Origin of the sequence: Trinickia sp. (assembly GCF_035492435.1) — a bacterium.
GTDB lineage: Bacteria > Pseudomonadota > Gammaproteobacteria > Burkholderiales > Burkholderiaceae > Trinickia.
Window position 1 is genome coordinate 13,673 of record NZ_DATJJF010000018.1, and the last position, 21,940, is coordinate 35,612.

A 21,940-nucleotide genomic window follows, 5' to 3' on the forward strand; every position below is an offset into this window, starting at 1 on the left:
GTCCGAAGCGTTGAAGCCCCCATAGGCAGTTCTTTGAGGTACACGACGACCGGCGCCGAGCATGGCAGCCGACAGGCTCGTTCCCCCATTTTTAAAAACTTCTTCTCGAGGCCAGCCTTGCAGGGTGAGCGCTGCGCATCTAAAAGAAGAAAACGGCGCTCGCGAGTTGCTCCTGGCTTGACGGTCCAGAATGGTCCGTCACGGCGAACGCCTTTGTTATACTCGTCGAATGATAGCGAAAATCAATGGTGACCGGGCGCTAGCGCTTGCCCGGACTGTGCTCGACATCGAGGCCCATGCCGTTCGCGCCTTGTCCGAGCGCATCGACGGTGGCTTTGTAACTGCGGTGGATCTCGTGCTGGGCTGCCGCGGCCGTGTTGTCGTTTCCGGAATCGGCAAATCCGGCCATGTTGCACGCAAGCTCGCCGCCACGTTGGCCAGCACGGGCACGCCTGCATTCTTTGTCCATCCGGCGGAAGCCAGTCACGGCGACCTCGGCATGGTCACGGCCGACGATGTCTTCGTCGCGCTCTCGAACTCGGGCGAATCGGAAGAACTCGTCGCCATCTTGCCGCAGGTCAAGCGCATCGGCGCGAAGCTGATTGCGATGACGGGCCGGCCGGAGTCGACGCTCGCCAAGCTCGCCGACGTTCACCTGAACGCCGGGGTTGAGAAAGAGGCGTGTCCGATGAATCTCGCGCCGACGGCGAGCACCACGGCGGCGCTCGCGCTCGGCGACGCGCTGGCCGTCGCGGTGCTCGACGCACGCGGCTTCGGCCCGGACGATTTTGCGCGTTCGCACCCGGGCGGCGCGCTGGGGCGGCGGCTGCTCACCTATGTGCGTGACGTCATGCGCACGGGTGACCAACTGCCGAAAGTGCCGACCACGGCCACCGTGAGCGACGCGCTCTTTCAACTGACGGCCAAGCGCATGGGCATGACGGCGATCGTGGACGAAGGCGACCGCGTGGCCGGCATCTTTACGGACGGCGACTTGCGCCGCGTGCTTGAGCGCACCGGCGATTTTCGCGACCTGCCGATCGTCGAAGTCATGACGCGCGCGCCGCGCACGATCGCAGCCGATCATCTCGCCGTCGAAGCTGTCGAATCGATGGAGCGCTACCGGATCAACCAGATGCTCGTTGTCGACGACGCGGGCAAGCTCATCGGTGCGCTCAATATGCATGACCTGTTTTCGAAGAAGGTGATTTGATGGTCACGCCTACCCTCACCACTGTCGAACGCGCGAGCCGTGTCAGGCTGATGATTTTCGATGTCGACGGTGTGCTGACCGACGGCAGCCTGCTGTTTACGGCCGAAGGCGATCATATGAAAGCGTTTAACTCGCTGGACGGTCATGGCCTGAAGCTCTTGCGCGAGGCTGGCATTGAAACCGCCATCATTACAGGCCGCCGCTCGGGCATCGTCGAGCGGCGCGCGCAGGATTTGAGGATCACGCATTTGCACCAGGGTGCCGCCGACAAGGCTCAGGTCTTCGCCGAGCTCTTGCGCGCAACTGGAATGACCGCCGACGCGTGCGGCTACATGGGCGACGACTGGCCCGACCTCCCGGTGATGGTGCAGTGCGGCTTCGCCGCCGCGCCGGCCAACGCCCACCCCGAAGTCATCGCGCGCGCACACTGGGTGGCGCAAGCGCGAGGCGGCCAGGGTGCCGCCCGCGAGGTCTGCGACGTGATTCTGCGCGCCCAACACCGGTATGAGCCGCTATTGGCGGCCGCCTGCGGAGCACACAACGCATGAACGGCTCACGGTTGAGTGCGGTCATTTCAATCGTCGCGATGGCGCTACTCGCGGCCGTGACGTATTGGCTCTTGCAGGCGACGCGAGCGAACTCGACAAGCGATACCGATCGGCCCAAGACGCATTCACCCGACTATTTCGCCGATAACTTTTCGGTGTCCGAGCTCGACGAAAGCGGAGCGACGCAGTACCGACTGACCTCGACCAAGATGGTCCATTACGAGGACGACGACAACAGCGACCTTGCGCACCCCGCTATCCGCGCCTTCCAGCCCGGCAAACCGATTGTCACCGCTACCGGCGAGCGCGGCACCGTCAACGCCGACGGATCGATCGTCGATCTGTACGACCATGCGCGCATTCTTCGCGCACCCGGCTATGGCGACCCGGAGATGCAAGCCGACTCCGCTCACTTTCGCGTGTTCGTGAACGACGACGTCATCTTGACGGAAAAGCCGGTTAAACTTCGGCGCGGCCCGTCGATCGCGACCGCCAACGCCATGAACTACAACAACGTGACTCGGGTCATGAAGCTGTTCGGAAACGTCCACGGGGCAATTGCCGCATCGGACCTGTCGGGCGGCAACGCCAAGTGACCCCGTCGATTAAACGCAGCGTGACTGCATGAACGAAATGTCCACTTTTGCCGGGCACTCCCACACGCGCGCCATCGTAACGGCAATGCTGGTAGCACTTGCCTTATCGGGGTTCGCGCCGATTGCGCATGCCGAGCGCGCCGACCGCGACAAGCCGCTCAACTACGAAGCGGACAATCAGACCTATGACGACTTACACCAAGTCACGATCCTCACGGGGCACGTGATCGTCACGAAAGGCACGATCATCATCAAGGCGGATCGCGTCGAAGTCCGGCAGGACCCGCAAGGCTATCAGTACGCGACGGGCACGATGCAGGGCGCAGATCTCGCGTATTTCCGACAAAAGCGCGATGGTTTGGACGAGTACATCGACGGAAACGCAAAGCGCATCGATTACGATGGTAAGCAGGACTTGACGACACTCACCTCCATTGCAACCGTGCGCCGATTGCAGGGCCTCTCGACGGTGATGGACCAAGTGCACGGCAGCGTCATCACGTACGATGGGCAGAACGATTTCTATACCGCCAAGGCCGGCAAGGACGTGGCCGGGCCGGGCAACCCGACCGGGCGCGTCCGGGGGATGCTGTCACCGCGCAGCGGCGCGCCGCAGCCGCTCGCTGGCGCTTCCGCAACGCTTGCGCCGGCGAGCGCGATTGAAGGGATGCCACAGCAGTGAACAACGTATCCAGCACGGCCGCGCCGGCCGCCGCCACCGTCCAGCAAAATCAATCGTCGAAGACGACAAGTTCGCTCGTCGTGCGCAATTTGAGGAAACGCTACGGCTCGCGCACCGTCGTCAAGGACGTCTCGCTCGATGTGAAAAGCGGTGAAGTCGTCGGTCTGCTAGGCCCCAACGGCGCGGGAAAGACAACTTCGTTCTATATGATCGTCGGCCTCGTGCCGCTCGATGCGGGCGACATCATCCTCGACGGCAAACCGATCAGTCTCCTGCCGATTCATCAGCGTGCAGGGCTCGGCCTGTCGTATCTGCCGCAAGAAGCCTCCGTATTCCGCAAGCTGACTGTCGAAGAGAACATTCGCGCGGTGCTCGAGCTGCAACTCGACGGCAACGGCAAGCGCCCTTCGAAATCAGCCATCGCGACCAGTACCGAAGCATTGCTCGAAGAGCTGCAAATCGCCCATCTGCGCGAAAATCCGGCGCTGTCTCTGTCGGGCGGCGAGCGCCGACGCGTCGAAATCGCGCGCGCGCTCGCGACGAATCCGAGTTTCATTCTGCTGGACGAGCCGTTTGCCGGCGTCGATCCGATCGCCGTGCTCGAGATTCAAAAGATCGTCAAGTTTCTCAAGCAGCGCAACATCGGGGTGCTCATCACCGACCATAACGTGCGCGAAACGCTTGGCATCTGCGATCACGCGTACATCATCAGCGACGGCAGTGTGCTCGCCGCGGGCGCGCCCGGCGAGATCATCGAGAACGAGAGCGTCCGGCGCGTCTATCTCGGCGAGCACTTCCGCATGTAAGCCGCGGGGCCGCGTAGCACCGCAACCTCGGGCTGCCAGGGCTCACCTGCATTACGCGATTCAGTTCTTACGGGGACACATGCGCCGCCCCCCAACGCCAGCGATGACCGAGCGAGGACTCTAGGCGGGCGCACGCTTCTTCGGAGTATCGCGCAACTGGCAAAGTCTCTACAATGAAGACCAATTGCCATGAAAGCCAGCCTCCAACTCCGCCTATCGCAGCATCTTGCGCTGACGCCGCAACTGCAGCAGTCGATCCGGCTGCTTCAGTTGTCTACGCTCGAACTTCAGCAGGAAGTGGCGACGGCCGTCTCGCAGAACCCATTGCTCGAAAGCGAAGACGAATGGATCGCGAGCCCCCTGCGCGTTGCGTCTGACGGCACGGTGATCGCCCAGCCGCCGACCTCTACGGCGGCCGAGCCAATGACCGGCTCGACGCCTGCCAGCGACGCCGAGCGCGGCGCCGGCAGCGAACCGGCGGCAGCCGACGAGTACAACGGCTTGTCTGGCGGGGAGAATGGCGATGCGGCTCAGTGGAATCTCGACGATTACGGCCGCTCGGCACCATCGTCCGACGACGACGACCTGCCGCCACTGCAAATTCATGAATCGACGACGACGCTGCGCGACCATCTAATGGCACAGCTGCGTGTCACGAAGGCCAGCCCTCGCGATCGGGCTCTCGTCACATTCTTGATCGAATCAATTGACGACGACGGCTACATGACGGCATCGCTCGACGAACTGCTCGCCGACATGCCCGATGAGCTCGAAATCGACGTCGACGAATTGAGCGCCGCGCTTGCGCTACTACATAGCTTCGACCCGGCGGGCGCCGGCGCACGCTCCGCATCGGAATGCCTGCGGCTGCAGCTACAGCGCCTCGAGGACACGCCCACGCGCAAGCTCGCGCTCGAGATCGTCGGGCACCACCTCGAACTGCTTGCCGCGCGCGACTTTACGCGGCTCAAAAAGCAACTGAAGGCGGGCGACGACGCGCTGCGCGATGCCCATACGCTGATCCGCTCGCTGGAGCCGTTTCCCGGCGCCGCCTACGGTAAAGCGGAAGCGGACTACGTGGTGCCGGATATCATCGTGCGAAAGACGACGGGGGGCTGGCAGGCCGAGCTCAACGGAGAAGTCGTACCGCGCCTGCGCATCAACCATCTTTACGCGAACATCCTGCGCAACAACCGAGGCGATCCCGGCAGCGGCTCACTGCGCCAGCAGCTGCAGGAAGCGCGTTGGCTCATCAAAAACATTCAGCAACGCTTCGAGACAATCCTGCGCGTGGCACAGGCGATCGTCGAGCGGCAGAAGAACTTTTTCGTGCACGGCGAAATCGCGATGCGCCCCTTGGTTTTGCGGGAAATAGCTGATACGCTGGGGCTGCACGAGTCGACGGTTTCGCGCGTGACGACCGGGAAGTACATGCTGACGCCCTTCGGGACGCTTGAATTCAAGTACTTCTTCGGCTCGCATGTATCGACCGATACGGGGGGCGCAGCCTCATCAACGGCTATCCGCGCGCTCATCAAGCAACTGATAGGAGCTGAAGACTCAAAGACGCCTCTTTCAGACAGCCGCATAGCCGAACTGCTGGCGGAACAAGGATTCGTGGTGGCGCGCAGGACGGTCGCCAAATACCGCGAAGCGCTTAAGATCCCGGCAGTCAATCTGCGTAAGTCTCTTTAGCTCGGTCGCCCCCAAGGCGGATCGAGCATTTTCCGGCCGCAACGCTGTAGGCGCATGGCCGGCCGATACGACCGCCGCTCGTCGTCACGCGGGGTGACGATTCGAGCGGGCCGCTCCCGACCGGTTATGAGCCGCACACAGTGTGCCAGGCGGCCACCTCGTTTGGAGAGCACTATGAACCTGAAGATCAGTGGACACCATCTCGAAGTCACGCCAGCGTTGCGGGAATACGTGATCACCAAGCTCGATAAGGTGCTACGACATTTCGATCAGGTGATCGATGGCAATGTGGTCCTCTCGGTCGACAATCAAAAGGAAAAGGACAAGCGGCAAAAGGTTGAAATCAGCCTCCATCTGAAGGGCAAGGACATCTTCATCGAAAGCGCCAACGGCGATCTGTACGCCGCAATCGATCTCATGGTCGATCGACTCGATCGGCAGGTCGTGCGTCACAAGGGCCGCATTCAAAATCACCAGCACGCGCCAATCAAGCATCAACCCATGCCCGTCGTCGGCGAGCAACCCCAGCAGTAAGTGGGCACAGAGGGCGAGGCCCCTCACCCGAACCTCTTAACTTTCCGGTTGCTCCCTCCCCCCGCAAAACCGCCCCGAAATGGGGCGGTTTTTCATTACTGGCGGCGGCTAAGGCATGCACGACCTGCAAAGGGCGCTCATGGAATTCATGGGGCGGGCATGAGGCATGCGTGCGGCTCGCGCATGGACGCCCTGCAACAAGGCAGGCGCGTGATTTATAATGTGCCGGTATTTGTAGGGGCAGCCGGCCGAGTGGCCATGCGAAGGGGCCGGGCCATGTGTCCATGAGCCCGACCGGCAACGCCGAAAATGGACAACCAGTCAGTTGCCGCCAGGAGCGCCCAGGCGACGCGTTAGCCTGCCAACATGAATCGTTTAGCCAAATTCCTTCCCCTCGAGAACGTCGTTATCGGACTTTCCGTCACCAGCAAAAAGCGCGTATTCGAGCAAGCAGGGCTGATTTTCGAGAACCAGAACGGCGTCGCACGCAGCGCGGTCACCGACAACCTCTTCGCCCGCGAACGCCTCGGCTCGACGGGGCTCGGCGAAGGCGTCGCCATTCCTCATGGACGCATCAAGGGGCTCAGGCACCCCCTGGCGGCTTTCGTGCGACTCGATCAGCCTATCCCGTTCGAAGCGCCGGACGGACAACCCGTTGCGCTGCTGATCTTTTTGCTCGTGCCCGAGCAAGCCACCCAGCAGCATCTCGAAATTCTGTCTGAGATCGCCCAATTGCTGTCGGATCGCGCAACACGCGAACGGTTACACACCGAAACGAACCGCGAGGAATTACATCGGCTGCTTACACAGTGGCAACCATGAGCCGACCATCGTCCCCGCGCCTCGCGAGCGGCGATGTCCAGCGCGCCTATTACCGTAGCCCGGCCGGCATCGAGTCGGGTGCGAGCGCCTCCGGCCAGTAGCGGCCACCCTCCAGGAGCCAGGGATTCATGGATACGTCCAGCATCAACGCCCAAAGCATCTTCGACGACAACGCTGCCGCGCTCAAGCTGAGCTGGCTGACCGGGCATGAGGGCTGGGAGCGCGGGTTTTCGGCGGAGACGGTCGCAAACGCGACGTCGAGCGCTGATCTCGTCGGCCACCTGAACCTCATTCACCCGAACCGGATCCAGGTGCTCGGGGAAGCGGAGGTGAACTATTACCAGCGGCAGAGTGGCGAGGATCGCTCGCGGCAAATGGCCGAGCTCATCGCGCTGGAGCCGCCCTTTCTTGTCGTGGCGGAAGGCGTACAGGCGCCACCCGAGCTCGTGTTGCGCTGTACGCGCTCGTCAACACCCTTGTTCACGACGCCCATCTCGGCGGCGGCCGTCATCGACAGCCTGCGGCTCTATATGTCGCGCATTCTCGCGCCGCGTGCGACGCTGCACGGCGTGTTCCTCGACATCCTCGGCATGGGCGTGCTGCTTACGGGCGATTCGGGCCTGGGCAAAAGCGAGCTCGGCCTTGAACTCATCAGCCGCGGGCATGGGCTCGTCGCCGATGACGCCGTCGATTTCGTGCGGCTCGGCCCCGATTTCGTCGAAGGCCGCTGTCCGCCGCTTCTGCAAAACCTGCTTGAGGTTCGGGGCCTAGGGCTTCTCGACATCAAGACGATTTTCGGTGAAACCGCTGTGCGGCGGAAGATGAAGCTGAAGCTCATCGTCCAGCTCGTGCGGCGTCCGGACGGCGAGTTTCAGCGCCTGCCGCTCGAAAGCCAGACCGTCGACGTGCTCGGCTTGCCAATCAGCAAAGTCACGATTCAGGTAGCGGCCGGCCGCAACTTGGCCGTGCTCGTTGAAGCAGCAGTACGCAATACGATTCTGCAGCTGCGTGGAATCGATACGCTACGCGACTTCATGGACCGTCAGCGGCTCGCCATGCAAGATCCCGACAGTCAGCTCCCCGGCAAGCTGATGTAAGCTCGGCCGTGGCGGCACGCACCTGGCGTGCGCGTCAAATGTCGTGGCGCCCGCAAGCAGGACAATGTCGTCCGCTGAACGGGAAACGCGAGAAAGCCGGAAGCAAGTGCTATGATGAAACGAACGGGTGTTCCCCCATGCGTATTGTTCTGATCACCGGCATCTCCGGCTCCGGCAAATCTGTTGCGTTGAACGCGCTCGCCGACGCAGGCTACTACTGCGTCGACAATCTTCCGCCGCGTTTGCTGCCGGAACTCGCGCAATACCTGGCCACCAGCGATCAAGGCCACGAGCGGCTCGCCGTCGCCATCGACGCACGCTCGAGCGTTTCGCTCGACGACATGCCCGGCATCATCCATGATCTGTCGACCGAGCACCAAGTGCGCGTGCTGTTCCTCAATGCGAGCACTCAGGCGCTCATCCAGCGCTTTTCGGAAACGCGACGCCGCCACCCTTTGTCGGGCTCGACCGCCCATGACGCCGATGTCGGACTGCTTGCCTCACTGGAGGAAGCCATTGAGCGCGAGCGAGAGCTCGTTGCCCCGCTCGCCGAGTTCGGCCATCAGATCGACACGAGCGATCTGCGCGCGAACGTGCTGCGCGCATGGGTGAAGCGCTTCATCGAGGATGAGCGCGAGGGCCTCTTGCTGATGTTCGAATCGTTCGGCTTCAAGCGTGGCTTGCCGCTCGACGCCGATTTCGTTTTCGACGTGCGCGCGCTGCCGAATCCCTATTACGACCATCGGCTTCGTCCTCTGACCGGACGCGATCCGGCCGTCATCGATTATCTCGATGCCCTCCCGATCGTCCATGAAATGATCGACGACATCTACGCGTTCGTCCTCAAGTGGCTGCCGCGCTTTCGCGAGGACAATCGCAGCTATCTGACGGTCGCGATCGGCTGCACGGGGGGGCAACATAGATCGGTTTTCATCGCCGAGACGCTCGCCGCACGTCTCGCACGCGAAGCGACCGTGATCGTGCGGCACCGGGACGCGCCGATCGAAATCGGCGAATCGTCGAGACTAGTCGCTTAATTCGCCGCGCTCAGCGCGGCACACTCGAAGCGTTGCGCCATGTCCTCCAACTCCGCCGTATACGCCGATCTGCCGCTCTTTCCCCTTCACTGCGTGCTGTTTCCCGACGGACTGCTTCCGCTCAAGATCTTCGAGGCGCGTTACCTCGATATGGCGCGAACGTGTCTGCGCGAAAATGCGCCGTTCGGCGTATGCCTCATCAAAAGCGGAACCGAGGTCGCGAACCGCGACGAGCCCTGCGTGCCGGCCACGGTGGGCTGCCTGGCCACGATCGAGCAATGCGATGTGGATGACTACGGCATGCTACGCGTGCGCGCACGCGGCAGCCGGCGTTTTCGGCTGCTATCGCATCGCGTCGAGCCGAACGGGCTTCTCGTGGGCATGGCAGAGCCGTTGCCCGATGACGCTCCGCTCGCGGGTACCGACACACTCGCCAAATTCGGCGCTTGCGCCGAAGTGCTGGAGCGCATTATCGAAACGATCCGCGAACGAGGTACCGACGGCCTACCGTTCGCGGAACCCTTTCGCTTCGATGATCCGAGCTGGGTTTCCAATCGGCTATCCGAGGTGCTTCAGATCTCCCTGCGCGTACGGCAACGGCTCATGGCGATGACCGATGCCGGCGAGCGCGTGGACTGCGTGCACCATTACATGCAGCAGCACCGGCTGCTTTGAATCGCTCGTGCGCGTTTTTCCGTGTTGTCCGCGTGGCGCTGCAATGGCTGCTTTAGAGGCCTGCTTCGATCGTCGCCCGGACAACGGCGCCTCAGATTAACGATCCTTTCAGTGCGTCGAGCAGCTTGCGCACGGGCGCGGGGACACCGTAACCGTCGAGTTCGGCAAGCGGCACCCATGCGCTGTCGTCGTCGCGTGCTTCGTCATCCGACCCGCAGTTTGGCCTCATTGCACCGATGCCGACATCGGCAACGCGCGGCTCGATGTCGAGCTTGAAGTGCGTAAACGTATGCGTGAGTCGTGCGAGCGGCGTTAGTTCACCTGCAACGCCGTACACGCGCGCGCGTTGCGCGAGCGACGCTTCGTCCGCCGCTTCCGGCAGGCTCCAGAGGCCGCCCCAAATGCCGGCAGGAGGACGCCGCTCGAGCAGCACCGAGCTGCCGTCGAGCAACACGAGCATCCAGGTCCGGCGCGTGGGCACCGCCTTCTTCTGACGAGGGGCCGGTAATTCGCGCTGGCGCCCCGTGGCGTTGGCCGCGCAGTCATCGGCAAAAGGGCAACGCGTGCAATCGGGTTTGCCGCGCACACAAAGCGTCGCCCCGAGATCCATGAGCCCCTGCGTGTAAGCGCTGACGTCCGCATCGCTGCCGTTCGTGGGCAACAGCCGCTCAGCCAGCACCCACATCGCGTTCTCGACCCGTTTTTCGCCGGGAAACCCTTCGATGCCAAATGCGCGCGCGAGCACGCGCTTCACGTTACCGTCGAGAATCGTCGCGCGCGCGCCGAATGCGAACGAAGCAATGGCTGCCGCCGTCGAGCGCCCGATGCCGGGCAGTTGCGCCAATGCCTCGGGTAAGGCCGGGAACACGCCGCCGTGCTGCTCCACAACGACTTGCGCGCAGCGGTGAAGGTTGCGCGCGCGCGTGTAATAGCCCAGCCCGGCCCACAGCGCCATCACCTCATCGATCGGCGCGGCAGCGAGCGCTGCAACGTCGGGAAAGTGCGCCAGGAAACGCTCGTAATAAGGAATAACGGTGGCGACCTGCGTCTGTTGGAGCATGATCTCGGAGAGCCAGATGCGATACGCATCTCGCGTGTTCTGCCACGGGAGGTCATGGCGGCCATGGCGTCTTTGCCAAGCGATAAGGCGCTCTGCAAAGACGGTTTCCAGGCAAGCGGCGCAAGCGCTTGCGCTTGCAAGGCTGCTCTCGGGAGCAATCTCAGGTGCAATCGACAGTTCGGACATGAAGAAATAAGCGAGGGGAGCGTGCTGAGATCAACGCTGGCAGCGCGGACAGTAATAGGTCGAGCGCTGCCCCTGGACGAGGTGGCGAACGACCGTGCCGCAGACGCGGCATGGCGAGCCGGCCCGATCATAGACGAAGCAATCGAGCTGAAAGTAGCCGCTCTCGCCGTTGCTGCCTACGAAATCGCGCAAGGTGCTGCCGCCGCGCGCGATGGCATCCGACAATGTGGCCCGGACCGCATCGGCCAGGCGCGCGCAACGGGCGGCAGACAGGCGCCCCGCCGCGGTGGTCGGTCGCACACCTGCGCGAAAGAGACTTTCGGACGCGTAGATATTGCCAACGCCGACGACAATATCACCCGCAAGCAGCGCTTGCTTGATCGAGATCGAGCGAGCGCGTGTGCGCCGGTAAATCAGCTCTCCCGAAAACTCAGGGGCGAACGGCTCGGCGCCGAGCCCTGCGAGCAACGGATGCATGCTCACGGGGCCTGCGCCGCGCGGGTGCCACAGCACTGCGCCGAAACGTCGTGGATCGCGATAGCGCAACACGAACTCGTCGAAGATCCAGTCGATGTGGTCGTGCTTGGCCGCCGCCGGCAGCGAGGCAAGAGGCAGCACGCGCAGCGTGCCGGTCATGCCGAGATGGACGATGAACCAGCCTTCGTCCACCTCGAAGAGCAGATATTTGCCGCGGCGTCCGACCTCGACGATTTCCCGGCGCGCGAGCGTCTGGTCGAGCTCGGGCGGCACGGGCCAGCGCAGCGCGCCGGAGCGAACGTCGACGCGCAAGACGCGTCGCCCGCGCACGTACGGCTCGATGCCGCGCCGGGTCACCTCAACTTCTGGCAGCTCAGGCATGTGAAATGGCTGTAATAAAGGGGGAAGGGGTGCGTAACTTGCTTAATGGAATCTGCGTGTATTGTAGCGAGCGCGTTACAATCGTCTGAAACCCTCGAACGGATCTCCATGATTGTGTCCCTGAAGCTGCTGCTTTCGAAGCGCGCGGGCAGCGTGCGCTCCACCCTGCGTGGCGCGCCGCTCGGCCGTATTGCCGGCGCCATCGTCTGTGCATCGTCGCTTGCCGCTCTCGCGTTGCCTGCCCACGCGCAAGTTCCCGCACCAGTCTTTACCCAATCGGAAGACGATGCGTTCTCGGCTGCGTCGGCGGATGGCTTGTCTTCGTCGCTGCCGGAGGAGACGAGCAACGTCCCTAATGTCTCGTTGTCGAGCCAGATCGTCTTCCAAGTGCTCGCAGCCGAAATCGCCCTGCAGCGCAATCAGCCCGCCCCGGCTTATCAGACCTATCTGTCGCTCGCACGCGATACGCATGATCCGCGCATGGCACAGCGCGCCGCAGAAATCGCGATCGCGGCGCAGAGCCCGGCCGATGCCCTGACGGCCGCGCAACTATGGCGCGAATACGCGCCCGACTCGGAGCGCGCCTCCCAGCTCGACGCCTCGCTGCTCGTGCTGTCCGGCAAGCCCGAGGATGCGCAGCCGCTGCTCGCCGCCGAACTCGCGAAAATCCCAGAGGCAGACCGCGGCAATGCCATCCTCGCGCTACAAGTGCTGTTTGCGCGCGGGCCGAACCGCGTGGGCGGCCTTGCCGCCTTGAAGGATCTGCTGCAAAACGACATGGGCCGGCCGCAAGCGCAACTCGCGATCGGCCGCCAGCAGCTGCTCGCTGACGATCAGCCTGGCGCGCGCGCCTCGTTCCAGCGCGCACTCAAGCTGAAGCCCGATTACCTGCCGGCCGCGCTGGCGCTGGCGCAGATGGATCCGGACGCGCGCAATGAAGCGATCTCGTCTTTCGAGTCGTATGTCAAGCAGAATCCGAAATCGCGCGACGCTCGTCTCGCTCTTGCGCAGCTCTATCTTTCGAGCGATCGAATCGACGATGCGCAAAAGCAGTTCGAGACATTGCACAGCCTCGATTCGCATGACGCAATGCCGCTGATGGCGCTGGGCCTCATCAAGATTCAGCAAAAGCAGTACAACAGCGCGCAGAACTATCTGCAGCAATACATCCAGATCACCGAAAAGACGCCGGGTGCGGACGCCGGGCAGGCCTATCTCTTTCTGGCACAGATCGCAATCGAGCAAAACAACGAGGCGCAGGCCGCCAAGTGGCTCGACAAGGTCTCGCCTGACAGCCCACGCTATATCGCCGCACGTGTGACGCGCGCCCAGTTGCTCGCCAAGTCCGGCAAAGTCGACGATGCCCGCAAGATTCTCGCCGATCTCGATAGCCCAGACCCACGCATGCAGGCGCTCATCGCGCGCACCGATGCTGCGATGCTTTTCGATGCAAAGCGCTACCCCGAGGCCGAAGCGCGTCTAGCGGCGGCCGACGATGCGATGCCCGACGATCCCGAGATCATGTACGACTATGCGATGGCCGCGGAAAAGAACGGTAACTACGATCTGATGGAGACGAAGCTGCGCCAGATCATCAAGGAGCAGCCCGACAATCCGCAGGCGTACAACGCACTCGGCTACTCTCTCGCCGATCGCAACCAGAAGCTCGACGAAGCGGAAAAGCTGATCGAAAAGGCCTCGACTCTCGCACCCAACGATGCCTTCATCATGGACAGCCTTGGCTGGGTCAAGTACCGTCAGGGCGACACGTCTGACGCATTGAAGCTGTTGCGCCGCGCCTTCGATCTTCAGCCGAACGCCGAGATCGGAGCCCACCTGGGTGAAGTGCTCTGGAAAAGCGGCGATCAGGCCAAGGCGCTTTCGACATGGCGAGACGCGCGCAAGCTCGACCCCGATAACGATACGCTTGTGAAGACACTCAAACGCTTCCAGGTCGACAGCAGCAATCTCTGATGCACGATAAGCTCCATCATGTTCTCGCGCCACGACGCACGCGCGGCGTCGTTTCATCCATGGCTGCCATCGGGGCCGCGGCGGCCCTCGCTCTGCTTGCAGGCTGCTCTGTCGCACCAACGCGCGGCCCTTCCACCTCGAGCATGGCCACCGCGCTCTCGACGCAAACGAGCCGGGCCTACCATGGCCGATTCGCCGTGCGTTACGCGGATCAAAACGGCGAGTCGCGCAACGCATACGGCAACTTCGATTGGCAGGAGCAAGGCGACACGGTGACGCTCCAACTGCTGAATCCGTTCGGCCAGACGCTCGCAGTCATCACCTCGTCGCCGTCGGTGGCCACCCTCGAGCTACCGAACCGGCAGCCGGTGACGGCCGACAACGTGGGCACGCTCATGCAGAACGCGCTCGGCTTCGCGCTGCCCGTCGATGGGCTGCGCTACTGGCTACGACCGTCTCCGGCGCCGACCTCGCCCGCCAAGACGATTGCCGATCCGCAGCTCGAAACGCGATTGAAGGAAATCGACCAGGACGGCTGGACGATCCAGTACCTCGCCTACACCACGGCACCCGACGTCGGCGTCAAGCGCGTCGACCTGACTCGGCACGACCCGCCGCTCGACATCAAGCTTGTCCTGGATCGCTGAGCGTGGGTCAGGCGGCTTCGCCCTCCTCGCCTTCTATGCTCTCTACGTTTGCGCCCCTCCGCCCCACTAACCAAGCAAGCATGATCGAAACGAACGATTCGCTGCGGGATTGCCCGGCTCCCGCGAAGCTCAATCTCTTTTTGCATATCACGGGGCAGAGGCCTGACGGTTATCACTCGCTGCAGACAGTCTTTCAGCTCATCGACTGGGCGGACACGTTGCACTTCACGCTGCGTGCCGACGGCCAGGTGCGGCGAAAGACCGTCGTGCCGGGCGTGCCCGAGGAAGCCGATCTTGTCGTGCGCGCGGCGACGCTCTTGAAGGCGCACACGGGCACGTCGCTTGGCGTCGACATCGAGATCGATAAGCACTTGCCGATGGGCGCGGGCTTGGGCGGAGGCAGCTCCGACGCCGCGACGACACTGCTCGCGCTCAATCGGCTATGGAAACTGGACCTGCCGCGCGAGACGCTGCAGGTGCTAGGCCTAAAACTCGGCGCAGACGTGCCGTTCTTCCTCTTCGGCAGGAACGCATTTGCGCAGGGCGTCGGCGAAGCGCTGGAGGCCGTCGAACTGCCCAAGCGCTGCTTTCTTGTCGTGAAGCCGAACGTGCATGTACCGACTGCTGATATTTTTTCCGATAAGTTGTTGACACGGGATTCGAAAGAGGTCACAATTGCTTTCTTTCTCGCACAACAAAGTTGCGATGCCAGATGGCCCGATAGTTTTGGCCGAAATGACATGCAGCCAGTTGCCGTGAGAAAATACGCGGAAGTCGCGCAGGTGTTGAGAGGGTTTGATAACATCGCACCGGCGCGGATGACTGGATCGGGATCAAGCGTATTCGCTGCCTTTTCCAGCATCGCCGAAGCGGAAGCGGCGCAAGCCAAGCTGCTTGAGAATCAGCAAGCAGGATGGACAGTCGCAGTCGCTCCGAGTCTGGATAAACATCCACTCTTCGGTTTCGCGTCATGAAGTTTTGCATCGCCGGGTCGCTCCCGCAGCCCGGCGAAGCTCAGAGTTAGTGTAGGGGAGTCGCCAAGTTGGTCAAGGCACCGGATTTTGATTCCGGCATGCGAGGGTTCGAGTCCTTCCTCCCCTGCCAAAAACATTCCCGCAGTTCCCGCCTCCAGCAGCAGGTGCATGATGAGCAGCCATGACGGCCTGATGGTGTTTACTGGCAACGCAAATCCCGCGCTTGCACAGGAAGTCGTCAAAATCCTTGGCATCCCCCTCGGCAAAGCAATGGTCAGCCGGTTTTCCGACGGCGAGATCCAAGTCGAGATTCAAGAAAACGTTCGCAGCAAGGATGTCTTCGTTCTTCAGTCGACTTGTGCGCCGACGAACGACAACCTGATGGAACTCATGATCATGGTCGATGCGTTGAAGCGCGCGTCGGCCGGTCGTATTACCGCAGCCATCCCCTACTTCGGTTACGCACGCCAGGATCGCCGCCCGCGCTCCGCACGTGTCGCAATCTCGGCGAAGGTTGTCGCGAACATGCTGGAAATTGCCGGCGTCGATCGCATCATTACGATGGATCTGCACGCCGACCAAATTCAAGGCTTCTTCGATATTCCCGTCGACAACATCTATGCGACGCCGGTTCTGCTCGGCGATCTGCACAAGCAGAACTACAGCGATCTGCTCGTGGTGTCGCCCGATGTCGGCGGTGTCGTGCGCGCGCGTGCACTCGCGAAGCAGTTGAACTGCGATCTCGCGATCATCGACAAGCGTCGTCCGAAAGCGAATGTCGCCGAGGTGATGAACATCATCGGTGAAGTCGAAGGCCGCAACTGCGTGATCATGGATGACATGGTCGATACGGCGGGCACGCTCTGCAAGGCGGCGCAAGTGTTGAAGTCGCGCGGAGCAAAACGCGTCTTCGCCTATGCCACGCATCCCGTGCTGTCCGGCGGCGCGAGCGAGCGTATCGCGAACTCGTCGCTCGACGAGCTCGTCGTCACCGATACGATTCCGCTCAGCGAGGAAGCACGTGCCTGCAACAAGATTCGCATGCTTTCGTGCTCGGGGCTGCTCGCGGAAACATTCTCGCGCATCCGCCGCGGCGACTCAGTGATGTCACTGTTCGCCGACGACGCCTGACGCGAGACGGAACGGCAAGATAGGATTTGTGCAAAGTGCCGCCCTGTGCGGCGCTTTGTGCTTAATGGGCGCGTCGCTCATTCGTTGCACGTAGTATCGTTTGGCGTACGCGCCGTGTCGTCACGGGCCGCCTGCACTCCTGCACCGTATTTGCAGGGTGCCAATGGGTCCAGCAACACTGCCTGGTCGCGGGCAGTTCACGGAGATTAAACATGAAAGTCATCGCTTTTGAGCGCAGCCTGCAAGGTACGGGTGCGAGCCGCCGCCTGCGCAACTCCGGCAAGACGCCGGGGATCGTGTACGGCGCCGGTGAGCAACCGCAAATGATCGAAGTCGATCACAACGCCCTCTGGCACGCGCTGAAGAAGGAAGTTTTCCACTCGTCGATCCTCGATCTGGAAGTGGGCGACAAATCGCAGCGCGTATTGCTGCGCGATGTGCAGTACCATCCGTTCCGTCAACTCGTGCTGCACGTTGATTTCCAGCGCGTCGACCCGAACAAGAAGCTGCACACGAAGGTGCCGGTGCACTTCATGAATCAGGAAACGAACCCGGCTGTGAAACTCGGCGGTGCGGTGATCTCGCACGTGGTGACCGAGATCGAAATCGAGTGCTTGCCTGCCGATCTGCCCGAGTTCGTCGAGATCGACCTGTCGCAGATCGCAGCGGGCCAGTCGCTGCATGCGAAGGAAATCGCGCTGCCGAAGGGCGTTTCGCTGACGGCGCACGTTGAAGCCGAAAACCCCGTCGTTGCCGCTGCCACCGTGCCGGCAGGCGCAGTGTCGAGCGAAACCGAGGGCGAGGGCGCAGCTCCGGCAGCTTAAGGATCTCATCAACGATATCCTCTCGATCCGTTTGATAAAGCGGACGACGTAACCCGCCGGCTTGCCCGGCGGGTTTTTTTTAAGGTTGGCAACTATGATCAAGCTGATCGTCGGGCTCGGCAATCCGGGAGCCGAATACACCGCCACCCGCCATAACGCCGGCTTTTGGCTGGTCGATCAACTCGCACGCGAAACCGGCGCGACACTGCGCGACGAGCGGCGCTTTCACGGTTTCTATGCGAAGGCTCGCCTCGACGGCGAAGAAATCCATTTGCTGGAACCGCAGACCTACATGAATCGCTCGGGCCAATCGGTCGTGGCGCTTGCGCACTTCTTCAAGATTTTGCCGAGCGAGATTTTGGTAGCGCACGATGAGCTCGATCTGCCGGCCGGTACCGTCAAACTGAAGCTTGGTGGCGGTAGCGGCGGCCACAACGGGCTCAAGGACATTTCCGCACACCTTTCGTCGCAGCAGTATTGGCGGCTGCGAATCGGCATCGGCCATCCGCGCGATCTCATCCCGGAAGCCGCTCGGGCGGGCGCAAAGCCTGATGTTGCGAACTTCGTTCTGAAACCGCCGCGCAAGGAAGAGCAAGAGGTGATCGACGCCGCCATCGAGCGTGCGCTCGCGGTCATGCCGCATGTCGTCAAAGGCGAATGCGAGCGTGCAATGATGCAACTGCATCGAAGCGCATAAGAGCCGCTCAGTGCCGTTGCTCAGTGCCGTCGATATGCTGCACGGCCTTTCGGGCTGAACCTCTATTAAGCCGTGGTGCCACCGTCGCTCGCGTGGCTGTCTTTTGCCGCTTGCAACGCTCGATATTTTTCCAGCAGTTGCGCCGGCGTTTCGAGGTGCTCCGGGTTGAGCGGGATGCACTCGACAGGACAGACCTGCCGGCACTGAGGTTCGTCGAAATGGCCGACGCATTCGGTGCATTTCGATGGATCGATCACGTAGATCTCAAGCCCCATCGAAATTGCGTCGTTCGGGCACTCCGGCTCGCAAACGTCGCAGTTGATGCACTCGTCGGTAATCATCAGGGCCATGATGCCACCAACTTCTCGTTTAAAAACAGAGAATTATAGCTTATCAGCCTTCTGGACGGTCGTGCACAACTCCCTGAAAGTCAGGTTTGCGAGTTTCAGCTGAGTGGCACAGGCGTTGCAACCACAGGCGTTGCAACCCTCTGCGCGCCAAGCCGTGACCAACAAGACGCCCCCCTGACTATTGCCACGTCAGCGTCGGCACCCGAACGGCACAAGGAAGCGCGCTATTTAGGTGATATGTACAGCCTCGTAGCCCGATCGAAGCGCTCGGTGTAGGCATTCTCTTGTCGCACTTTTTGACAATCCTCGGCCCACGGTCCACCACGAATCTGTCGGAAGCGATTCGGCTGATGGAAAAGGCAAAGACGCCTAAATTCAGTGCCGAAGACGCCCGCGCCATCGATGCGTTCAGAGAGCAGATTGACCATGCCACGAAGTTCATTCCGACCTGGGTGAAAGTAGCTGTGGCGATTGCGCTCGGACTCGGCACCATGGTCGGCTGGAAACGGATCGTCGTGACCGTCGGCGAGAAGATAGCCAGGGCGCCTCGGCAGAGTCAATCGCAATGCTGACAATCGGAATGGCGGATGTGTACGGGCTACCGGTCTCGACCACTCATGTTTTAAGCTCTGGCGTGGCAGGGACGATGACGGCTAACGGGTCGGGGCTCCAGTGGGAAACCGTCCGCAATCTTCTACTCGCATGGGTTCTGACATTGCTGGCCTCAATCGCTCTTGCGGCCGGCCTCTATTGGCTGCTGCATCGGCTCTTTTAGCTCGCGCAGGCCACTGCGGCGATAAGCTTAGGCGAGTCCTGCGTCCTGAGCGTTGGAGCCAAGCGCATCGAGCAACGGCTTAAGCAGCCCTGGCTCGGGCCGTTCATAGACGAGCGACGTGCGATAAATCGGTTGGCGCACTTGGGTGGCGCTCGCGGTTACAACGGGCCGCGCCGTCTGGTGAAAATTCAAACAGGCATCGTCCCATTCAAGGCCGCAGTGGGCCACGATGCGCCGCGCTTCGCGCTCGACATCTTCGACGAGATCCTCGTAACTCACTTCCAACATGGTCCCAGGCGGCAGCACGTCATGCCAATGCTCGCGCAACTCTTCGTACGCACGGTAAAAACGGCCCAACTCGCCAAGATCGTAGCTGAACGGCACGTCTTTGAAGATCCTTGCGAAACACGATAAGCATGTTTCGACGGGCGCTCGCCGAGTGTAGACAAAGCGTGCATTGGGCAGCGCCAGATGAATCAACCCAACAAGCTCGAAGTTGAACGGCAACTTGTCCGTCATGCGTAGCCAAGGGCGGTCCTGGGGTGCCGCATTGCGCAGCCGCGTGACATATGCCGAACCAATTTCGCGCACCGTTGCCGGCGAAAGCGAATCGAGTTCATTGGAAGGTGCATCCGGGGAGGAAACCGGTTGTGCCCCGTTGTCCACCCCGCCAGCTTGTGCCTTCGATTTTTCGACCGTTTGCGAAAAGGCTCGCGAAAAATCAAGGCGCTCGCCACCCGCCACCACGTGGGGATGACTGGCAAGAATTTGTTCCACCAAAGTGGAACCGGAGCGAGGCATGCCAACGATAAAAATCGGGACCGCCGACGGATCGCCTTCGCCCGCGCGACGGTTGATCACCTCGCGCGTGAACATTCTTTGTATGCCCGCAAGGCGATCGAGCGCGGCCTTTTCGTCGTAATGGCTGCGCTCGCGGTATGAAGCATTGCCCTTTAAGAGATGCTCGAATCCGCGCGCTCCCTGCCCCGCCTCCGTGAGCGCTAGGCCGAGTGCAAATTGCAGCTGGACGCGGTCCTCGGGCGTCGTGGCCCCCTCGTCAGCAATCAGCGCCTGCATGGTGGAAAGCAGCGGGTCGTCTGCGGCAATGCGCTTGGCCTGCACGAGGTTGCGATAATACGATCCGATATTGGGCGCGAGGCGAATTGCCGTTTTGAAGGCCTCGACGGCCTCGTCGGCACGACCGCTCGCATGCAGCGCGTTTCCGAGATTGTTGAATGCGGCGTGGTACGTCGGTTGGAGCTCGACCGCACGGCGGTAGCTGGCAATTGCGTCGTCGTAGGCTACCAGCGCTTCAAAAGCCGAGCCGAGCAGGAAGTAAAACTGCGCGATGTTGACGCCTATTTCCGCAGCGCGGCGATAAAGGCCCAGTGCGTCGCGATACGCGCCCAGCTCAGCGAACTGATTCGCGAACGTGACTAGCTTAAGGGCAGCTTCATGGCGTGTAGTGGCCGACATTCAGTGTATCCGGAAAACAATGTCATAGATCGATCCGCTCACGTATCGTCGGTTAGGCGGACGCGCCGTTCGGCGATGGCGACTATACCGCTATTGGCGTGCCAAACGCCTGCGGACGGATTTCCGATGGTTACACTGAAATATTGAAGGCGATGCATTCGTCGGTATCGATTGAACGGCCGACGCCTCTCAGTCCGGCACCCGATGCCGCTACGGCTTGCGTCGCCCTTTTTATCCTTTGATCGACGCTGCGTTGCCCCTGCCATCCGGGCACTTTCCCGGTTCTGTACCTACCTTGTAGTTGAGTTGCAAAACCCGACATCGTAAGGTAATGGCGAGGGAGTCTCGAAAGGAACGAGGGGCGATGAACGATATTGAAAAACACTTAGACGAGGCCATCAACGATGATAACCAACGGCTGCGTAGATTCGACATCGTCAAGCGTGTGATAGAGCAGCCCGAAGCGAGCAATGCAATAAGAAAACGATCACAAAGCGACATCGACAAGTTCGACTATCTAAAGCAGGAATATAAGGGCGGCAAATACGCTGGGAGCCACTTCAAGCAGGCCATCGAGAAATGGGTCACCGACAAGTCCTGGAATGAGCGAAACGAGCGCGCGCGTCGGTACAATCCCGCCTTTTCCGCCTTTTCTCTTTCTGAGCCGATCGATTTCGAATACGAGCCCACCGACACGCTGGAAGCGACGGACCTCGGCACATCCCTGGAAATCGACGAGTCCAAGAGGCACCTCCAGGACGTCAACGTGCGTGTTTTGGGATCAGGCAGTGACGTGGAAGAGTGGAAAAACCGAAATATAAATGAAAGACGCCATTTGTCACGAGGCGGAATCGACGACTCAGCAAAGAGAATAGTTCGCGGCGAATATCTCAATTTAAACGACGACGCCTGGACCGACTATATCAATCAAGGGTGGATGCAAAAAGGCTATGAACGAGGGGCGATGTTCAGGCTGCTGACATCCGTGCCGCAGGAGATCGTCGATATGCACAACGAGGCCGCCTCGAACGGCGCTTGGGAAGAGTACGAAACGCGTATGACCGATTACTCCAAGAAGAACGGCCTAAGCTTTTGGAGTTCAAGCAACCAGCGGCGGACCTTTTTCGCGCAGGAATTGGTCGATGCGGCGCGCGCCGGCTATACCGTGCAAGATGACAATGACAATCAAAATCAAAAATATCAAACCTTGATGCCACGACTCAAATCGCAGTTGCTCAAGGAGATTTCCGACCAGGGACGCCAGCGAGCGCTAACGCTTTAAA

General features: G+C 61.3%; 22 protein-coding genes, 1 tRNA gene and 1 pseudogene. 20 read left to right on the forward strand and 4 right to left on the reverse strand.

Going from position 1 to position 21,940, the window contains the following annotated elements; all coding sequences use genetic code 11:
* Positions 1 to 229 precede the first annotated feature (229 nt).
* The 11 genes from kdsD to VL598_RS01590 all read left to right on the forward strand — a co-directional run bounded on the left by kdsD (position 230) and on the right by VL598_RS01590 (position 9,705).
* On the forward strand, positions 230 to 1,213 hold the full coding sequence (gene kdsD / locus VL598_RS01540; RefSeq protein ID WP_325324941.1) for an arabinose 5-phosphate isomerase KdsD: 984 nt from the start codon (positions 230 to 232) through the stop codon (positions 1,211 to 1,213).
* The gene (locus VL598_RS01545; RefSeq protein ID WP_325324942.1) at positions 1,213 to 1,761 is read left to right on the forward strand and encodes an HAD family hydrolase; all 549 of its coding nucleotides are present in this window, start codon (positions 1,213 to 1,215) and stop codon (positions 1,759 to 1,761) included. The genes kdsD and VL598_RS01545 overlap by 1 nt, the downstream gene beginning before the upstream one ends.
* Entirely contained in the window at positions 1,758 to 2,357 is a 600-nt protein-coding gene (lptC, locus tag VL598_RS01550) for an LPS export ABC transporter periplasmic protein LptC (protein WP_325324943.1), read from the forward strand. The genes VL598_RS01545 and lptC overlap by 4 nt, the downstream gene beginning before the upstream one ends.
* Before the next feature lie 28 nt (positions 2,358 to 2,385).
* Entirely contained in the window at positions 2,386 to 3,039 is a 654-nt protein-coding gene (gene lptA, locus VL598_RS01555; protein WP_325324944.1) for a lipopolysaccharide transport periplasmic protein LptA, read from the forward strand.
* Complete coding sequence (gene lptB, locus VL598_RS01560; RefSeq protein ID WP_414718638.1) at positions 3,036 to 3,845, forward strand: LPS export ABC transporter ATP-binding protein; 810 nt, start codon at positions 3,036 to 3,038, stop codon at positions 3,843 to 3,845. Before lptA ends, lptB begins: the two co-directional genes overlap by 4 nt.
* Before the next feature lie 189 nt (positions 3,846 to 4,034).
* Positions 4,035 to 5,540 (forward strand): RNA polymerase factor sigma-54, encoded by a 1,506-nt coding sequence (locus VL598_RS01565; RefSeq protein ID WP_325324945.1) that lies wholly within the window; start codon positions 4,035 to 4,037, stop codon positions 5,538 to 5,540.
* A gap of 174 nt (positions 5,541 to 5,714) precedes the next feature.
* A complete protein-coding gene (gene hpf / locus VL598_RS01570; RefSeq protein ID WP_325324946.1) occupies positions 5,715 to 6,074 on the forward strand; it encodes a ribosome hibernation-promoting factor, HPF/YfiA family in 360 nt (119 codons plus the stop codon).
* 366 nt (positions 6,075 to 6,440) lie between these two features.
* The gene (gene ptsN / locus VL598_RS01575) at positions 6,441 to 6,896 is read left to right on the forward strand and encodes a PTS IIA-like nitrogen regulatory protein PtsN (protein ID WP_325324947.1); all 456 of its coding nucleotides are present in this window, start codon (positions 6,441 to 6,443) and stop codon (positions 6,894 to 6,896) included.
* Between the two features lie 128 nt (positions 6,897 to 7,024).
* Positions 7,025 to 7,993 carry an HPr(Ser) kinase/phosphatase gene (gene hprK, locus VL598_RS01580; RefSeq protein ID WP_325324948.1) on the forward strand — a complete coding sequence of 323 codons (969 nt, stop codon included), beginning with the start codon at positions 7,025 to 7,027 and terminating at the stop codon, positions 7,991 to 7,993.
* Positions 7,994 to 8,130: 137 nt separating this feature from the next.
* A complete protein-coding gene (gene rapZ / locus VL598_RS01585) occupies positions 8,131 to 9,030 on the forward strand; it encodes an RNase adapter RapZ (RefSeq protein ID WP_325324949.1) in 900 nt (299 codons plus the stop codon).
* A gap of 39 nt (positions 9,031 to 9,069) precedes the next feature.
* Positions 9,070 to 9,705 carry an LON peptidase substrate-binding domain-containing protein gene (locus VL598_RS01590; RefSeq protein ID WP_325324950.1) on the forward strand — a complete coding sequence of 212 codons (636 nt, stop codon included), beginning with the start codon at positions 9,070 to 9,072 and terminating at the stop codon, positions 9,703 to 9,705.
* A gap of 91 nt (positions 9,706 to 9,796) precedes the next feature.
* On the opposite strand, the gene mutY is transcribed toward VL598_RS01590, so the two are convergent.
* Positions 9,797 to 10,951, reverse strand: a complete 1,155-nt coding sequence (gene mutY, locus VL598_RS01595) for an A/G-specific adenine glycosylase (protein WP_325324951.1) — start codon at positions 10,949 to 10,951, stop codon at positions 9,797 to 9,799.
* A 30-nt stretch (positions 10,952 to 10,981) separates the two neighbouring features.
* Positions 10,982 to 11,809, reverse strand: a complete 828-nt coding sequence (gene mutM, locus VL598_RS01600) for a bifunctional DNA-formamidopyrimidine glycosylase/DNA-(apurinic or apyrimidinic site) lyase (RefSeq protein ID WP_325324952.1) — start codon at positions 11,807 to 11,809, stop codon at positions 10,982 to 10,984.
* A gap of 108 nt (positions 11,810 to 11,917) precedes the next feature.
* On the opposite strand from mutM, the gene VL598_RS01605 reads away from it, so the two are divergent.
* The 7 genes from VL598_RS01605 to pth all read left to right on the forward strand — a co-directional run bounded on the left by VL598_RS01605 (position 11,918) and on the right by pth (position 18,056).
* A complete protein-coding gene (locus VL598_RS01605) occupies positions 11,918 to 13,783 on the forward strand; it encodes a tetratricopeptide repeat protein (RefSeq protein ID WP_325324953.1) in 1,866 nt (621 codons plus the stop codon).
* 59 nt (positions 13,784 to 13,842) lie between these two features.
* Positions 13,843 to 14,430, forward strand: coding sequence for a lipoprotein insertase outer membrane protein LolB (gene lolB, locus VL598_RS01610; RefSeq protein ID WP_325324954.1), 588 nt, complete (start codon positions 13,843 to 13,845; stop codon positions 14,428 to 14,430).
* 80 nt (positions 14,431 to 14,510) lie between these two features.
* The gene (gene ispE, locus VL598_RS01615; protein WP_325324955.1) at positions 14,511 to 15,404 is read left to right on the forward strand and encodes a 4-(cytidine 5'-diphospho)-2-C-methyl-D-erythritol kinase; all 894 of its coding nucleotides are present in this window, start codon (positions 14,511 to 14,513) and stop codon (positions 15,402 to 15,404) included.
* Positions 15,405 to 15,457: 53 nt separating this feature from the next.
* Positions 15,458 to 15,534 (forward strand) — tRNA-Gln (locus VL598_RS01620).
* 41 nt (positions 15,535 to 15,575) lie between these two features.
* Positions 15,576 to 16,535 carry a ribose-phosphate pyrophosphokinase gene (locus VL598_RS01625; RefSeq protein ID WP_325324962.1) on the forward strand — a complete coding sequence of 320 codons (960 nt, stop codon included), beginning with the start codon at positions 15,576 to 15,578 and terminating at the stop codon, positions 16,533 to 16,535.
* A 212-nt stretch (positions 16,536 to 16,747) separates the two neighbouring features.
* Positions 16,748 to 17,359, forward strand: coding sequence for a 50S ribosomal protein L25/general stress protein Ctc (locus VL598_RS01630; protein ID WP_325324956.1), 612 nt, complete (start codon positions 16,748 to 16,750; stop codon positions 17,357 to 17,359).
* Between the two features lie 94 nt (positions 17,360 to 17,453).
* Positions 17,454 to 18,056, forward strand: coding sequence for an aminoacyl-tRNA hydrolase (gene pth, locus VL598_RS01635; protein ID WP_325324957.1), 603 nt, complete (start codon positions 17,454 to 17,456; stop codon positions 18,054 to 18,056).
* Between the two features lie 65 nt (positions 18,057 to 18,121).
* On the opposite strand, the gene VL598_RS01640 is transcribed toward pth, so the two are convergent.
* Positions 18,122 to 18,406 carry a YfhL family 4Fe-4S dicluster ferredoxin gene (locus tag VL598_RS01640; protein ID WP_325324958.1) on the reverse strand — a complete coding sequence of 95 codons (285 nt, stop codon included), beginning with the start codon at positions 18,404 to 18,406 and terminating at the stop codon, positions 18,122 to 18,124.
* A gap of 329 nt (positions 18,407 to 18,735) precedes the next feature.
* On the opposite strand from VL598_RS01640, the pseudogene VL598_RS01645 reads away from it, so the two are divergent.
* Positions 18,736 to 19,181: pseudogene (locus VL598_RS01645) on the forward strand (inorganic phosphate transporter); the annotation flags it as partial.
* 27 nt (positions 19,182 to 19,208) lie between these two features.
* Here the strand turns inward: VL598_RS01645 and VL598_RS01650 are convergent.
* Entirely contained in the window at positions 19,209 to 20,657 is a 1,449-nt protein-coding gene (locus VL598_RS01650) for a sulfotransferase family protein (protein WP_325324959.1), read from the reverse strand.
* A gap of 364 nt (positions 20,658 to 21,021) precedes the next feature.
* Here VL598_RS01650 and VL598_RS01655 point away from each other — a divergent pair, with 364 nt between their 5' ends.
* Entirely contained in the window at positions 21,022 to 21,939 is a 918-nt protein-coding gene (locus VL598_RS01655; protein ID WP_325324960.1) for a hypothetical protein, read from the forward strand.
* Position 21,940: the final 1 nt, after the last annotated feature.

What these genes read in the sequence shown, in the direction of transcription:
- VL598_RS01640 (WP_325324958.1), bottom strand. Translation starts at nt 18,406, where the DNA reads ATGGCCCTGATGATTACCGACGAGTGCATCAACTGCGACGTTTGCGAG.
- VL598_RS01650 (WP_325324959.1), bottom strand. Translation starts at nt 20,657, where the DNA reads ATGTCGGCCACTACACGCCATGAAGCTGCCCTTAAGCTAGTCACGTTC.
- VL598_RS01590 (WP_325324950.1), top strand. Translation starts at nt 9,070, where the DNA reads ATGTCCTCCAACTCCGCCGTATACGCCGATCTGCCGCTCTTTCCCCTT.
- VL598_RS01625 (WP_325324962.1), top strand. Translation starts at nt 15,576, where the DNA reads ATGAGCAGCCATGACGGCCTGATGGTGTTTACTGGCAACGCAAATCCC.
- hprK (WP_325324948.1), top strand. Translation starts at nt 7,025, where the DNA reads ATGGATACGTCCAGCATCAACGCCCAAAGCATCTTCGACGACAACGCT.
- ptsN (WP_325324947.1), top strand. Translation starts at nt 6,441, where the DNA reads ATGAATCGTTTAGCCAAATTCCTTCCCCTCGAGAACGTCGTTATCGGA.
- rapZ (WP_325324949.1), top strand. Translation starts at nt 8,131, where the DNA reads ATGCGTATTGTTCTGATCACCGGCATCTCCGGCTCCGGCAAATCTGTT.
- VL598_RS01630 (WP_325324956.1), top strand. Translation starts at nt 16,748, where the DNA reads ATGAAAGTCATCGCTTTTGAGCGCAGCCTGCAAGGTACGGGTGCGAGC.
- pth (WP_325324957.1), top strand. Translation starts at nt 17,454, where the DNA reads ATGATCAAGCTGATCGTCGGGCTCGGCAATCCGGGAGCCGAATACACC.
- VL598_RS01565 (WP_325324945.1), top strand. Translation starts at nt 4,035, where the DNA reads ATGAAAGCCAGCCTCCAACTCCGCCTATCGCAGCATCTTGCGCTGACG.
- lptA (WP_325324944.1), top strand. Translation starts at nt 2,386, where the DNA reads ATGAACGAAATGTCCACTTTTGCCGGGCACTCCCACACGCGCGCCATC.
- mutM (WP_325324952.1), bottom strand. Translation starts at nt 11,809, where the DNA reads ATGCCTGAGCTGCCAGAAGTTGAGGTGACCCGGCGCGGCATCGAGCCG.
- kdsD (WP_325324941.1), top strand. Translation starts at nt 230, where the DNA reads ATGATAGCGAAAATCAATGGTGACCGGGCGCTAGCGCTTGCCCGGACT.
- ispE (WP_325324955.1), top strand. Translation starts at nt 14,511, where the DNA reads ATGATCGAAACGAACGATTCGCTGCGGGATTGCCCGGCTCCCGCGAAG.
- VL598_RS01655 (WP_325324960.1), top strand. Translation starts at nt 21,022, where the DNA reads ATGAACGATATTGAAAAACACTTAGACGAGGCCATCAACGATGATAAC.
- hpf (WP_325324946.1), top strand. Translation starts at nt 5,715, where the DNA reads ATGAACCTGAAGATCAGTGGACACCATCTCGAAGTCACGCCAGCGTTG.
- VL598_RS01605 (WP_325324953.1), top strand. Translation starts at nt 11,918, where the DNA reads ATGATTGTGTCCCTGAAGCTGCTGCTTTCGAAGCGCGCGGGCAGCGTG.
- VL598_RS01545 (WP_325324942.1), top strand. Translation starts at nt 1,213, where the DNA reads ATGGTCACGCCTACCCTCACCACTGTCGAACGCGCGAGCCGTGTCAGG.
- lptC (WP_325324943.1), top strand. Translation starts at nt 1,758, where the DNA reads ATGAACGGCTCACGGTTGAGTGCGGTCATTTCAATCGTCGCGATGGCG.
- lolB (WP_325324954.1), top strand. Translation starts at nt 13,843, where the DNA reads ATGGCTGCCATCGGGGCCGCGGCGGCCCTCGCTCTGCTTGCAGGCTGC.
- mutY (WP_325324951.1), bottom strand. Translation starts at nt 10,951, where the DNA reads ATGTCCGAACTGTCGATTGCACCTGAGATTGCTCCCGAGAGCAGCCTT.